At 62.7% G+C, this 13419-nt stretch carries 14 protein-coding genes; 9 read left to right on the forward strand and 5 right to left on the reverse strand.

Translation table 11 applies throughout. The features are described from left to right. The first annotated feature begins 11 nt into the window (after positions 1-11). The 4 genes from AAHB08_RS01405 to yciA all read left to right on the forward strand — a co-directional run bounded on the left by AAHB08_RS01405 (position 12) and on the right by yciA (position 4708). Positions 12-1928 carry a transglycosylase SLT domain-containing protein gene (locus AAHB08_RS01405; protein ID WP_342057879.1) on the forward strand — a complete coding sequence of 639 codons (1917 nt, stop codon included), beginning with the start codon at positions 12-14 and terminating at the stop codon, positions 1926-1928. Between the two features lie 177 nt (positions 1929-2105). After that, positions 2106-3104: a LacI family DNA-binding transcriptional regulator gene (locus AAHB08_RS01410; protein WP_041206143.1), complete on the forward strand. Its 999-nt coding sequence runs from the start codon at positions 2106-2108 to the stop codon at positions 3102-3104. Positions 3105-3350: 246 nt separating this feature from the next. Next, on the forward strand, positions 3351-4166 hold the full coding sequence (locus AAHB08_RS01415) for an NAD-dependent epimerase/dehydratase family protein (RefSeq protein WP_342057880.1): 816 nt from the start codon (positions 3351-3353) through the stop codon (positions 4164-4166). Positions 4167-4309: 143 nt separating this feature from the next. Beyond that, complete coding sequence (yciA, locus tag AAHB08_RS01420; protein WP_005325590.1) at positions 4310-4708, forward strand: acyl-CoA thioester hydrolase YciA; 399 nt, start codon at positions 4310-4312, stop codon at positions 4706-4708. 6 nt (positions 4709-4714) lie between these two features. Here the strand turns inward: yciA and AAHB08_RS01425 are convergent, their stop codons facing one another. Continuing rightward, positions 4715-4939: a hypothetical protein gene (locus AAHB08_RS01425; RefSeq protein ID WP_025326386.1), complete on the reverse strand. Its 225-nt coding sequence runs from the start codon at positions 4937-4939 to the stop codon at positions 4715-4717. Between the two features lie 111 nt (positions 4940-5050). On the opposite strand from AAHB08_RS01425, the gene AAHB08_RS01430 reads away from it, so the two are divergent. Continuing rightward, positions 5051-5896 (forward strand): endonuclease/exonuclease/phosphatase family protein, encoded by an 846-nt coding sequence (locus AAHB08_RS01430; protein WP_139439273.1) that lies wholly within the window; start codon positions 5051-5053, stop codon positions 5894-5896. 97 nt (positions 5897-5993) lie between these two features. On the opposite strand, the gene AAHB08_RS01435 is transcribed toward AAHB08_RS01430, so the two are convergent. After that, complete coding sequence (locus tag AAHB08_RS01435) at positions 5994-7244, reverse strand: LysM peptidoglycan-binding domain-containing protein (protein WP_241672826.1); 1251 nt, start codon at positions 7242-7244, stop codon at positions 5994-5996. 54 nt (positions 7245-7298) lie between these two features. On the opposite strand from AAHB08_RS01435, the gene AAHB08_RS01440 reads away from it, so the two are divergent. Further along, positions 7299-7517 carry a hypothetical protein gene (locus AAHB08_RS01440; protein ID WP_241672827.1) on the forward strand — a complete coding sequence of 73 codons (219 nt, stop codon included), beginning with the start codon at positions 7299-7301 and terminating at the stop codon, positions 7515-7517. Between the two features lie 87 nt (positions 7518-7604). On the opposite strand, the gene gloB is transcribed toward AAHB08_RS01440, so the two are convergent. After that, the gene (gene gloB, locus AAHB08_RS01445) at positions 7605-8369 is read right to left on the reverse strand and encodes a hydroxyacylglutathione hydrolase (protein ID WP_247626843.1); all 765 of its coding nucleotides are present in this window, start codon (positions 8367-8369) and stop codon (positions 7605-7607) included. Between the two features lie 81 nt (positions 8370-8450). Between gloB and AAHB08_RS01450 the strand changes: the two genes are divergently transcribed. Continuing rightward, positions 8451-9173 carry a class I SAM-dependent methyltransferase gene (locus tag AAHB08_RS01450; protein ID WP_162519303.1) on the forward strand — a complete coding sequence of 241 codons (723 nt, stop codon included), beginning with the start codon at positions 8451-8453 and terminating at the stop codon, positions 9171-9173. A 59-nt stretch (positions 9174-9232) separates the two neighbouring features. On the opposite strand, the gene rnhA is transcribed toward AAHB08_RS01450, so the two are convergent. Beyond that, positions 9233-9697, reverse strand: coding sequence for a ribonuclease HI (rnhA, locus tag AAHB08_RS01455; RefSeq protein WP_025326391.1), 465 nt, complete (start codon positions 9695-9697; stop codon positions 9233-9235). Positions 9698-9749: 52 nt separating this feature from the next. Here rnhA and dnaQ point away from each other — a divergent pair, with 52 nt between their 5' ends. Together dnaQ and AAHB08_RS01465 are read left to right on the forward strand one after the other, a co-directional pair. Further along, a complete protein-coding gene (gene dnaQ, locus AAHB08_RS01460) occupies positions 9750-10484 on the forward strand; it encodes a DNA polymerase III subunit epsilon (protein ID WP_342057881.1) in 735 nt (244 codons plus the stop codon). Beyond that, positions 10481-11743 (forward strand): TIGR03503 family protein, encoded by a 1263-nt coding sequence (locus AAHB08_RS01465; RefSeq protein WP_342057882.1) that lies wholly within the window; start codon positions 10481-10483, stop codon positions 11741-11743. The genes dnaQ and AAHB08_RS01465 overlap by 4 nt, the downstream gene beginning before the upstream one ends. A gap of 77 nt (positions 11744-11820) precedes the next feature. Here AAHB08_RS01465 and AAHB08_RS01470 read toward each other — a convergent pair whose 3' ends face one another. Beyond that, positions 11821-13338 (reverse strand): HD domain-containing phosphohydrolase, encoded by a 1518-nt coding sequence (locus AAHB08_RS01470; RefSeq protein ID WP_139439278.1) that lies wholly within the window; start codon positions 13336-13338, stop codon positions 11821-11823. Between the last annotated feature and the right edge of the window lie 81 nt (positions 13339-13419).

Raw genomic sequence — 13419 nt, forward strand, 5'->3', positions numbered from 1 at the left:
GAATGCCTTTCGTGAAAGCCGTGCAGGGAATCATCTTTTCGGCGCTGTGCGTGCCAGGGCTAGTGGCACCCGTCTTTGCGCAAACCATGGAGCAGTCCCTCTATCGCGAGGGTTATGACGCCGTGCGTGCCAATGATCAGGAGCGTTTCCAGCAGATCCGCGCCCGCCTCAACCACTATCCGCTGCTGCCCTATCTGGATTACTACCAGCTGGCGTTCCGGCCCGGGGCGGCAGACTACAACGACGTGACCCGCTTCATCCGCCAGCACGGGGATACCCCCCAGTCCAACCGTCTGGAGCGCGCTTACCTCACCTACCTGGCCCAGAGCCAGCAGTGGTCCCAGTTCCTGCGCTTCTACCCGGCCAAGCCGAACTCTACCGATCTGCTCTGCATGCACTACCAGGCCCGCTATTACACCGGCCACAAGAGCGAGGCCCTGCAGGAAGCGGGCAAGCTCTGGCTGAGCGGCCAGGCCAGACCCGATGCCTGCGATCCCCTGTTCCAGCTCTGGCAGCAGGCGGGCCTGCGCACCCAGGAGAAGATCTGGCAGCGGATGAACCTGGCCTTCGAGGCGCAGAACCCCAATCTCATCCGCCACCTCGGCGCCCAGCTGGGGGGCAGTCTGAAACCCTATGGGGATCAGATGATAGCCCTGTTTGATAAACCGGCCAGGGCGATGAACCCGGCCTCCTTCTCGACGGCGCCGCAGTCGAGACAGCTGCTCTCCCTCGGGCTGGCCCGCTATGCCAACGAGCAACCCGAGCCCGCCCTGCGCCAGCTGGGGGAGATGAAGCGCCGCTTCGGCCTGAACCAGGCCGAGGTTGCTCGGGTGGAGCGGGCCGCCGCCCGCCGCCTGCTGTTCGATCGCTCCCTCGCCCAGCGCAGCTGGCTGGATGCGACCCTGGTGCGGATGAAGGATGCCGAGCTGGTGGAGCTGCGGGCACGGCTCGCCATCTGGGAGCAGGATTGGCGCGGCCTCGAAGGCTGGGTCAAGCGGATGCCCATGGCACTGCAGAAGGAGGATCGCTGGCGCTACTGGCTGGCGCGCTCCCTGGAGGTGCAGGGTCGACAAAAACCGGCGCGGGAGCTCTATCTCGAGACCGCCAATCTGCGCGGCTTCTATGGCTTCATGGCGGCGCAGCGCACCGGTGTGCCCTATCGCATCAAGAACCAGAGCGTGGGGCACAAGGTGCCGGACTGGCGCACCGCCAGCAGCCGCTGGCCTTTCCTGGTGCGGGTGCGCGAACTGCTGGCGATGAACGAGATCACGGCGGCGCGCTCTGAGTGGATCCACAACATGGATCGCAACCCCGTGGCCCAGCGCCTGGAGTTCGGTCATATCGCCCTCAACCAGGGCTGGCACGAGCTGGCGATCCTCTCCAGCATCCGGGCCGAGGCCTGGGATGCGATCGACTTGCGCTTCCCCTTGCCCCTCAAGCGTACCTTCTCCCAGATGGCGCAGGAGCGTACCATGAACACCAGCCTGCTCTACGCCATCTCCCGTCAGGAGAGCGCCCTCTATCCGCTGGCGCAGTCGCCGGTCGGGGCGCGTGGCCTGATGCAGCTGATGCCGGCCACCGCGAGGGAGACCGCCAGCAAGCTGGGGGTGCCCTATCGCAACGAGCAGCAGCTGTTCGATCCCGCCATGAACATCCGCCTCGGCAGCGCCTACCTCAAGCGGCTGCTTGACGTCTATGACGGCAACCGGATCCTGGCGGCGGCGGCCTATAATGCGGGCCCCGGCAGGGTCAAGCGCTGGCGGGAGCAGAGCACCAACAAGCCGATGGATGTCTGGGTGGAGAGCATCCCCTATAGAGAGACGCGCAACTACGTCCAGAACGTGCTCTCCTTCGATCTCATCTACCAGCACAAGCTGCAGCAGCCCCTGCGTTTCATGTCGGAGCGCGAGCTCAATCACGCCTATTGAGAACCGAGGCAGTCGCGTCAGCGGCTGCCTCCCATTCTTGCCTCAGAATGGTTATTATCCCTTAAGCTTTGTTACAAAAGGAAACCTGTCAGGTGATCGGGCGCCGCGTCTTGGTCTGACTGGTTCGATATAATGCCCGATCAACACAGACAGGCTTCCCCAACAAAGGAATTGAGAGTGGCAACGATCAAAGACGTATCTCAGCTGGCGAATGTGTCCATTTCGACGGTGTCGCGAGTCATCAACAACACGGCGCAGGTGGCACCCGAGAAGCGCGAGGCCGTGCTCGCGGCCATGAAGGAGCTGAGTTTTCGTCCAAACAGCTTCGCCCAGGCCCTGGTAAGCAAGCGTTCCAACTGCATCGGTGTCCTGGTTGGGGATCTCTGTGGTGGCCCCTTCTTCGCCCAGATGATGCGTGGCATCGAGAGCATGGTCGACAAGGCGAACAAGTTCACCATAGTGGTCTCCGGCAACCATGACGCGGCCCGGGAGCGTCACGCCATCCAGGCGCTGCTGCAACGCCAGTGCGACGCCCTGATCCTGCACAGCAAGGCGCTGCCGGACGAAGAGCTCAGCGAGCTGGCGTCGGGGTCCACCCCCATCGTCTTCATCAATCGCCAGGTGCCGGGCTGCGAGGAGCGCTGCGTCTGGCTCGACAACCAGGCGGGCATCACCACGGCCTGTCAGCACCTGCTGGACGCGGGACACAGCCGGATCGCCTTCATCACCTCGGATGACGAGGAGTTCGTCGATGGCCAGCAGCGGATGGCCGGCTATCGCGTCGCCCTGCAACGGGCCGGCATCGAGCTGGATCCTGCCCTCATCGGTCGCGCCTTCGCCGACGAGAAGGGGGGCTATGTGGCCATGAGCGAGCTGCTGGAGCGCGGCGTTCCCTTCACGGCCGTGCTGGGCTTCAACGATGCCATGGTGGCGGGGGCCATCTCCTGCCTGCTGGAGCGGGGCTACAAGATACCGCAGCAGGTCTCGGTGGTCGGCTTCGACGACATACCCTATGCCCGTTACATCTATCCCAAGCTCACCACGGTGCGCTACCCCATCGAGGAGATGGGAGAGCGGGCCGCCGAGCTGGCCTTGCGCCTGCTGGATCACAAGCCGGTAGAGGGCCTGGCGCTCAAGTTTGAAGCGGAACTGGTGCGTCGGGAGTCCGTGGCCTGAGTCATGAAGTTGGCCCCAAGCGGGCCAGCTTTTTCATCAAACGGTGAAAGCGCTTTCAGAAATCCTTTTCAACTGTGATCCGCTTCAAAGCTTTTTGACCGCGCTGCCACTAGGATAGGCCCACGAATTAGGAGCGTGCGCTCCCGATTTTCCCGCTGTGGGAGGTAACCGGTTCATCCGGCTATTTCCTTCGTTACTTTCGACGGTCATCATGGATGGCCGTTTTTTTTTGTCAGGATTTTGCCAATGACGACCGAACACGAGTATCAGACGGGAATAGTGGGAGCTGGCTGGCTGGGGTTGCCGCTGGCCCGGGCGTTGCAGGCGCAGGGTCAGTCGGTCGCCGTGACGGTCAGTTCCCTCGAGAAGGCGACCCGGTTGCGTGACGGGGGCATCGCGGCCTGGCCGCTGCTGCTGGCCCCGGACATGGCGGGCCCGCTGCCGTTTTGCTGCCGCGATCTGGTGATCTGCGTGCCCCCCAGCAAGACCGAAGACTACCCGGCGTCGGTGGCACGGCTGTGCCAGCTGGCCAGGGCGGCCAGCGCTGGCAAGGTGCTCTTTATCAGCGCGACCTCGGTGTGGGCGCCAGGGCAGGGGGAGGATGAGACCCCGAGTCCGGCCAGCGCCAGGGGTGAGCGGATGCGGGCGGCAGAACTGGCTGTCCAGGAGGGAGGCTTTGCCTGCGCCATGGTGCTGCGCCCGGCCGGCCTCTACGGTCCGGACAGACACCCCGGGCGCTTCCTCGCGGGCAAGACGCTGGCGGGGGGAGGGCAGGCGGTGAACCTGGTGCATCTGGACGATGTGGTGGCGGCCTGCCAGCTGATGCTGGCGGCGGGGCAGGAGGGGGACGCCTATAACCTGAGCGCTCCGGTCCACCCGCGCCGGGAGCAGCTCTATCCCTTCGCGAGCCGTCTGCTCGGGCTGGCGCCCCCGCAGTTCATCGAGCCGGTGGGGGACTTTTCCCCCATCGAGGGAGAGCGCATCTGCCAGCGACTGGGTTTCGTCTACCGCTGGCCGGATCCGGCCCACTGGTTTGCCGCCCAGGCGTCCTTGCAAGGCTGAGTCAGGATGGGTTTCAACCTGGTCTTTTTTGCATGTGGTGGGGCACGGGAGCCCCGCGCGGCGCGGGTCTGCTCGGCGATTGAAGTTTGCCAAGGGCGGGATCGCCCCCTATCATGCCGCCATCCATATAGTAGAGAGCGGTAATGATGGAAGAGACAAAGCGTCATCCCGATGGGGAGCTGTTGCTGAGAACCCTGGCGATGCCAGCCGATACCAACCCCAATGGCGATATCTTCGGGGGGTGGATCATGTCCCAGATGGATATAGGTGGGGGCATCATGGCCAAGGAGCTGGCAAAAGGACGCATCTGTACCGTCTCGGTGGAGGGCATGACCTTCCACAGTCCGGTCAAGGTGGGCGACGTGGTGTGCTGCTATGGTCGCTGCCTGAAGGTGGGGCGCAGCTCCATGCGCCTCAAGCTGGAGGTCTGGGTCAAGCCGGTGCTGCGGGAGAATGAGGCCCAGCGTTACTGCGTGACGGAAGGGGTCTTTACCTACGTGGCCATCGACGATCAGGGCAAATCCCGTCCCGTTCCGGTCTGAACCTGCTCAGATGAGCCGGGCGTTGATTATGGATATTTCCTGCTCAAGCCCGGTTTTTTGCCGTATCATGCGTTCCAGCATTTCTTCCGAGCCGACGCACTGATCCGTGTCGAACAGGCAGAGATCGCACTGGGGATCCCGTCTGATCTGATAGACGGTGGAAAGCTCCACTTGATGACAGGTTCCTTGTTGATCATAAAATGTCACGCGGTACTGGTGCTGTCTCGCCATTGCGGGATCCCTCATGGATGAGTCGGGCCGGACACGAATAATGAGACTAGTCGGCGTCCATGACCTCTGTGAGGATCATGGCGCCTTGCAGAGGCAGGTGATTGTTAGCCAATGAAAAATAGTTATCGGATTCTGGGGACTTCCCTGCTGACGCTGGGACTGGTTGGCTGTTTCGAGGTGCCGGATCAGGATCACCTGGTCACGGCGGCGGGCATAGTGCCCGGCGTTGATTGCCAGAAGCCCCCCCTGGTGGCGCTGGCCTCCACCGCCTTGCCCCGCGAGTTTGGCATCACCGTCTGGAATCTCTACAAGGGGCAGCGCAAGAACTGGCGCGAAGGGCTGGATGAATATGCCAAGTCCCAGGATCTGGTGCTGCTGCAGGAGTCGGCGACCCGGCCCGAGATGCTGCAATGGCTGCGTGCCGGCGACTTCCAGTGGCAGCAGTTGCAGGCGTTCACCCAGGGCGGCGTCTCCTTCGGTGTCATGACGGTGGCCAAGACGCCGCAGGCCTTCGTCTGTGGCGTGCGCTCCCCCGAGCCGCTGCTGCGCATCCCCAAGTCCGGTCTGGTGAGCCTCTACCCCTTGCAGGGGGATCCTGACGGCGTGCTGGTGGTCAACCTGCATGCGGTCAACTTCGAGCTGGGGATGGCCACCTTCCGCGAACAGCTCAACGATCTGACCGCCTTGATCCATCGCCATCAGGGCCCTGTCATCCTGGGGGGCGACTTCAACACCTGGAGCGACAAGCGCGAGTTCTGGCTGAACAAGCTGGTCGGCGAGCTCGGCCTGCAGGAGGCCATCCCCGTGCCCGACTTGCGCCGTACTGCCTTTGGCCGTCCGCTGGATCACCTCTACTACCGCAACCTGGACCTGGTGGAGGTGAGCTCACCGGCCACCGATGCCTCGGATCACAATCCCATCATGGCGCGGTTCGCGGCCCAGGCCATCACTCCCTGAGTCTGACGCCCAACAAGGGGGATTGGCTTCGGCTGGTGTATGCAGATAAAAAAATACCCCGCACTCGCGGGGTATTTTTTTATTCGGTGAGAAGCGATCAGCTGTTGTTCTTCACGAACAGGGTCAGCTCCTGCCCCGGCTTGAGGTAGTCGCTCTTGCCGAGCTGGTTCCAGCGCATCACGTCGTTGACGGCGACCTGGAAGCGGGCGGCGATGGAGGAGAGGGAATCCCCGCGACGCACCTGATAGACCATGGATTTGTTGCTGCCCTTGCCCTGCTTGGGCCAGACCACCAGCTTCATGCCCGGTTTCAGGGCTGACTTGGCGCTCAGGCCGTTCCACTTGGCCAGATCGGCGTGGGTCACCCCGTGGGCCTGGCTGATGCTCCACAGATTGTCACCCGAACGCACCTGATACTGGATCTTGCTGCCACTGCGGCTCGCCAGCTGCTGCGGTTTGCTCTGAACGGCCTGGCTTGCGCGTCCCCCGTTGGGGATTATCAGGCTCTGGCCACGGCGCAGATTGTTGCCGCGCAGGTTGTTGGCCAGCTTGAGCTGCTGCACGCTCACCCCGTGGTTCTGGGCGATGCGGGAGAGGGTATCGCCGCTGGTGACCTGATAGGAGCGCACGCCACGGGTACGTTCACGCTGGGGCAGATCGGCCAGGGCCAGCTCCAGGGTGTCGGCGTACTCGATGGGTACCAACAGGTTGTAGGGGCCTCGCGGCGAGGTCATGCCACGCTTGAGTGCCGGATTGAGGGCCTTGAGCTGGGAAGCGGAGACGCCTGCCAGCTGGGCCGCCACGTTCAGATCGATCTGGCCACCTGTGTTGATGGTCCGCAGCTGCGGCTTGTTGGCCAGCACCGGCAGGGTGACATTGTATTTGTCCGCATTGCGGATCATGTCGGCCATGGCCAGGATCTTGGGTACATACATCCGGGTCTCACGTGGCAGGTCCAGCGACCAGTAATCGGTCGGCCGACCGGCCTTCTGATTGCGGATGATGGCGTTGCGTACCCGGCCTTCGCCGGCATTGTAAGCGGCCAGGGTCTGCAGCCAGTCGCCGTCGAAGAAACGGTTCAGGTACTCCAGGTAGTCCAGTGCGGCATTGGTGGACGCCAATACATCGCGGCGGCCGTCATACCAGTTGTCGTGGCGCAGGCCGAAGTTCTTGCCGGTCGCAGGCACGAACTGCCAAAGACCCACCGCATTGCTGCGGGAGCGGGCATTGGGATCGAACATGCTCTCGATCATGGGGATGGTAATAAGCTCCATTGGCAGCTCACGCCGTTCGATTTCCTCTACCATCAGATACAGGTAGGGCTCAGCCCGGCTGGCAATGGTCGCCATATGCTTATCATTACGCAGTAACCAATCACGCTGCTGGCGGACACGAGCATTTTCGTGCGAGTCCAGCTGCATATCATCGCTGATACGCACCCACAGGTTATCCGTGTCATCCAGCTCTTCAATCTGTTCATCGCCGAACAGGAAGCGTGCCGAATGTTTTTTGTATGTTTTCTTGCTGACTTGGGGGGATTTGATCGGCTCGATTGCCGTTACCGCCCGGTCATCCTGATGGCTCAGGTTTTGACAGCCGCTGAGAAACAGCGCCGCCAATAAGGCCGTTCGTAGCTTCATCTCGCTCAGGTCATCTCTTGAAAAACAGCTCGCATCATAAGGGGCAATGGCCCCCTGATCAAGGTTTGTTCAAAAAACGTCCTTCCAGCCCCTCAGCACGGTGAAGGTATCCTCTGGATTTTCCAAGCATTTAAGGGCGTATTTCTCAGCAGAAAATTTCACTGAGTCCTCATTGCAGCGCAGAAAAACATTGAAATGCCGCTCATCCCCCAGGCGTGAGGGGAGGCTCGGCAGGCCCTGCTGACGCAGCTTGCTGATCACCCCGATCCGGCGCTGGATCGCCAGATTGTCCGGCTCGACCGCATGGGCGAAACGCAGGTTGGAGAGGGTGTATTCATGGGCACAATAGAGGAGGGTGTCATCGGGCAGGGCCGCGAGCCGCTGCAGGGATCCATACATCTGGGCTGGGCTGCCTTCGAACAGGCGGCCGCAGCCGGCACTGAAGAGGGTGTCGCCACAAAACAGCATGCCATGGCCGTGATAGGCGATGTGGCCCAGGGTATGGCCGGGGATGTGGAGGACATCCAGGCTCAGGCCGTGCCAGTTGATCTGATCCCCGTCATCGAGCCACTGGCCGTGGTGATCCGGCATGGGATCATGCTTGGGGCCATAGAGGCGGGCATGGGGGAAATGGTGGAGCAGATCCGTGACGCCGCCCACATGGTCGCGATGATGGTGGGTCAGCAGGATGGCATCGAGCTCAAGCCCGAGGGTCTCGAGCCGCTCCAGCACGGGGGCCGCCTCTCCCGGATCCACGACCAGGCAGTGATTTTCGTGTCGGATCAACCAGATGTAATTGTCGCTGAAGGCGGGAACTGTGATGACGGTATACATGGGTCGGCTTCTCTTTGTGTTCTCTTTGTGGAAGGGATCTTATATAACAAGATGGCATTCGCACCCCGGATTGGTCCCATTATGCAGCTGGCACGTACCGAACAACAGATCGCGATCCCGACCAGCTGGTCGGCACTGCCCATGGGGGACTGGGTGGCGGCCGAGCTCCAGGAGCGGCTCGACAACTGGTGCCCTCATCTGTTTGGCTACCATCTGCTGAAAATTGGCGCCCTGAGCGCCGAGCTCTCCTGCGGCAGCTCCACCATTCGCCACCAGCTAGGTGTTGCCCCCGGCGGGCGCCTGCTGGACATCAAGGGGGATCCCCTTGCCTTGCCGATCCGCACCGCCAGCGTGGATGCCTGCCTGCTCGCCCACTGCCTCGACTTTTCACCGGATCCCCACCAGGTGCTGCGCGAGGCTGAGCGGGTGCTGACCGATGACGGCTGGCTCATCGTCAGTGGCTACAACCCCACCAGCCTGGTCGGCCTGGGTCATTACCTGCCCTTCATGCGACAACACCTGCCCTGGTCGGCCCGCATGTTCACCCCGGCCCGGGTGACCGACTGGTTGCAACTGCTGGGGTGCGAGGTGATGTTTGACGAGCGCTTCGGTTTCTCCTTCATGGGGAAGCAGAGCCGGATCGGCTGGTGGCGGGAGAGCCTGGGGCGGGATTACTGCAGGGCCTTTGCCTCTGTCTATGTGATAGCCGCCCGCAAGCGGCGTTTCCCCGTCACCCCGGTGCGCCGTCGCTGGCGCCTGCCGGAGTCGATGGCGGCGCCTGGCATGGCGCGCCAGGGCTGGTGACGAGGATGCCACGACAGACCGCTGGCTGTTCCCTTCATTGATAGAGACGCTTCGGCATCTCAGGGCTGGTAACCCGTGTCTTCGGCGAGCTGCTTGCCGCTGGCGGCATCCCGGGCCAGCACGTCGCAGCGTTCGTTTTCCGGGTGACCGGAGTGACCCTTGACCCAGAGCCATTCGATCTGGTGGCGCGCCACTTCCGCGTCCAGCGCCTGCCAGAGATCGACGTTCTTGACCGGTTGGCGGTTGGATGTCATCCAGCCTTTCTTCTTCCAGCCGATGATCCACTGGGTGATGCCCTGGCGCACATACTGGCTGTCAGTGGTCAGGCGAACCTGGCAGGGTTCGTTCAGGGTGCGCAGCCCCATGATGGCGGCCATCAGCTCCATCCGGTTGTTGGTGGTCAGCCGATAGCCCCCTGCCAACTCCTTGCGGTGCTTGCCATAGACCATGACGGCGCCATAGCCGCCGGGGCCCGGATTGCCGAGACAGGAACCATCCGTATACAAATCAATCTTTTTTAGCATGTGTCTTGGGGTAAACTAGCGAATAAAACCGAAGTTTGACATGGATTCGATCATGAGCACACCCCAACTGAATCGCCAGATCATTCTGGATACTGAAACCACAGGCATGAACACGGCAGGCGGCCCCGTCTACCTCGGGCACCGCATCGTCGAGATCGGCTGTGTGGAGGTGATCAACCGCAAACTGACCGGCAACCATTTCCATGTCTACATCAAGCCGGATCGGCTGGTGGACCCCGAGGCCATCGCCGTGCACGGCATCACCGATGCCTTCCTGGCGGACAAGCCCTCCTTCAGCCAGATAGCCGACGACTTCATCGCCTTCATCCGCGGTGCCGAGATCATCGCCCACAACGCGCCCTTTGACGTGAGCTTCATGGACTATGAGTTCAGCAAGCTCGGCCTCGACTTCAAGACGGCGGACATCTGCGGCATCACGGATACCCTGGCGATGGCGCGGGACCTTTTCCCCGGCAAGCGCAACAACCTGGATGTGCTGTGCGATCGCTACGGCATCGACAACTCCCACCGTACCCTGCACGGGGCCTTGCTCGATGCGGAGATCCTGGCGGACGTCTACCTGCTGATGACGGGTGGCCAGACCAAGCTCAATCTGGCCAGCGAGAGCAACGAGAATGACAGCAACCAGGACACCGGTATCCGCCGGCTGGAGAGCAACCGCGCGCCCCTCAAGGTGGTGCGCGCCAGCGACGAGGTGGTCGCCGCCCATGAGGCCAGGCTGGATCTGGTTCAGAAGAAAGGGGGAGCCTGCCTGTGGCGGCAATGAGTTCGCTCTGGGGGGGCGTGCTGCTGCTGGCCTCCCTCTCCGGCATGGCCAACGAGGTGTTTGCCCCCTCCGACATTCCGCTGCTCGACAACCGCTTTCGCATCGATTACGGGGTCAAGGAGATCACCTTCATCATCAAGCGCAAGCCGGGCACGCCGTCGGTGATCCTGGTGCGGCCGGATGGCAGCAAGCTCTATGTGGGCAAGGTCACGCCGCCGGATGTGGGCTGGCTGACGCAGCAGGATCAGGATCTCATCACGGTGCGCAACCCCATGCCGGGCCCCTGGCAGGCCATCGGCGAGGTGGATCCCGACAACAGGGTGCGCCTGCTCACCGATATCCGGCTCGAGAGCGAGCCGTTGCCGACCCGCCTCTATCAGGGGGAGCGGGTCAAGCTGCAAGCCAGGCTGCTGATCGACGGGGCGGCGCCGGGGGCGGACTACTACCTCTCCGATCTCGGCATGACGGTGAAGCTGCAGCAGTTCAACGATGCGGCCCAGAGCGGGGAGCCCATCGTCGAGGAGACCCTCGGACACTACCTGGATGATGGCAAGGGGCTCGACGAGGTGCCCGGGGATGGCGTGCTGACCGCCGAGGCGGTGCTGGACGTGCCGGCAGGCAAGTATCGCGCCCTCTACAGCACCGGCAACCAGGTGTTCTCCCGTGCCCAGTCCCAGCAGGTGCTGCTCTTCCCCTGGCCGCTGAGCTACACCCTGGATGCCCCTTCCGGTGACACCGGGGCCAGGCTCTCCTTGCTCATCGATGCCGACGAGCTGGATCCGGCCTCCGTGGTGATCCAGGGCAAGGCCATCGACAGCACAGGGGTCAGCATGGCCTTCAATGCAGTAGCAACCGAGCCCCGCCTTGGCGTCGATCTCTCCGCCCTCAAGGCGGCAGGCCAGTACAGGGTGGAAGCGACCCTGTTTGGCACCACCCGACTCGGCCGCGAGGTGCAACTGCAGCTGCCGGTCAAGTCGTTCACCATCATGCCGCCACCGGCGCCCACCCCTTCAGCGGCGTCTCCCACCTCGGCGGCGGTACCGGCCCAGGCCAGGTTTGAGGAGCGGGAGAGCCCGGTCTGGTTGCCCTGGGCCCTGGGAGGTGGCGGCCTGTTGCTGCTCCTGCTGGGGGCGGGTGGCTTCATCCTGCTGCAAAAGCGCCGCACCCTGCACAAGGCGATGGCGGCCCAGAAGGCACAAAGCGAGGCAGCGACCCCGGCGGCGGAGCCCAAGCTGGATCTCAATCTGCCGGAGCAGTAGCCACGCTCAACGCAAAGAAGCCGCCCTGTGGGCGGCTTCTGCATGATGGCGAGGTGGCAGCTCGCAGGACCCCTGTCTCAGTGGGCGCCGATATAGACGTCCTTGTACTGTTCGCGGATCTCGAGGAACTTCTCGAGGTTGGTCAGCATCAGGTCCACCAGCAGGGGATCGAAGTGCTCTCCCTTCTCTGCCCTGATCAGCGCCAGCACCTCATCAAGTGGCCAGGCCTGCTTGTAGCAGCGATCCGACCCCAGGGCATCGAACACGTCCGCCAGCGCGACTATGCGCCCCTCCAGCGGGATGGCCTCTCCCTTTAGCCCGCGGGGGTAGCCGCTGCCGTTCCACTTCTCGTGATGGTTCCCGGCTATGGTGGCGCCTATCTGGAACAGCGCGAGATCGCTGCCGGAGAGCATGTCCTGCCCCAGCTGGGCGTGGGTCTTCATGATCTCCCACTCCTCTGGGGTGAGTTTGCCCGGCTTGTGCAGGATGGCATCCGGGATCCCCACCTTGCCGATGTCGTGCAGGGGAGAGGCGCGCTTGATGAGCTCGCACCTGTCTTCGTTCATGCCCAGCAGCTGGCAGAACAGCTCGGTGTAGAGCGCCACCCGCTTGACGTGCAGGCCGGACTCCTTGGAGCGGCTCTCCACCAGCTCGCCGATGCGGTAGATGATCTCGCGCTGGTTGTCGCCGATGACCTCGTTGAGCCGGATGTTCTCCAGCGCCACTATGATGTTCTCGGTGAACAGGCTGAGCAGGCCGGTATCCATCTGGCTGAGGGGACGGGTGGTCTCGATGTGGAACAGCAGGTGGTGACGGGGGTTCTGGCAGTAGAGCACCAGCTGGTTGCCGTCGTAGACGTTGGCGCCCTTGTCCATGGCGCAGCGCAGTATGGCCGGCGCTTCACTGAGGCGCAGGGCCGGGCCGTCGCTGAGCAGGGGCTCCAGCACCTGATCCCGCACCTCGTAGGCCAGATGCTTCACATCATAGATCTGGGACTCTTCCAGGTTGAGCAGGGCGCTGAGCTGGGTCTGGGCCCCTTCGACGAACTGCCGCAGTGCCCGCTGCTCGAAGATCCCCTTGGAGGCCTCGATGACCTTCTCCAGCCCCTGGCGATTGCTCTCCAGGGTGCGAATGTCCCGGTAGGAGCGCAGGCTGGCGCGCAGCAGGGTGCGCAGCTTCTGGGAGGTGAGTTCCGTCTTGTCCTTGTAGTCGTTGATGTCGTAGTTGGTGACGACGTCATCTTCCGGCGCCTGGCCGGGTTGGCCGGTGCGCAGCACTATGCGCACCATCTTGTTTTGCAGCTCGTCGCGCACGAACTTGACCACCTCCAGACCGGCGTGATCCGCTTCCATGACCACATCGAGCAGCAGCAGGGCGACATCCGGGGTGGTGGCGAGCAGGGACTTGGCCTCGGCGGCCGAATAGGCGTGCAGAAAATCGATGGGCTTGCCGTCGAACTCAAACTTGCTCAGGGTAATCTTGGTGATGCGATGCACCTCGGGCTCATCGTCCACTATCATCACCTTCCAGCCGGCGGGTCGCGGTGCTGTCTGGGGCAGCTCTTCATCGTCAATAATCAGGATTTGATCATCCATTACGCAATCCTGTTTGTGATCCTGTGCTTACCTTAACCGCTTCATTCAAGATAGGAAACGGATTGATATCCAAAATATGAT

This window comes from Aeromonas sp. OTU364, from assembly GCF_038440395.1.
Lineage (GTDB): Bacteria > Pseudomonadota > Gammaproteobacteria > Enterobacterales > Aeromonadaceae > Aeromonas.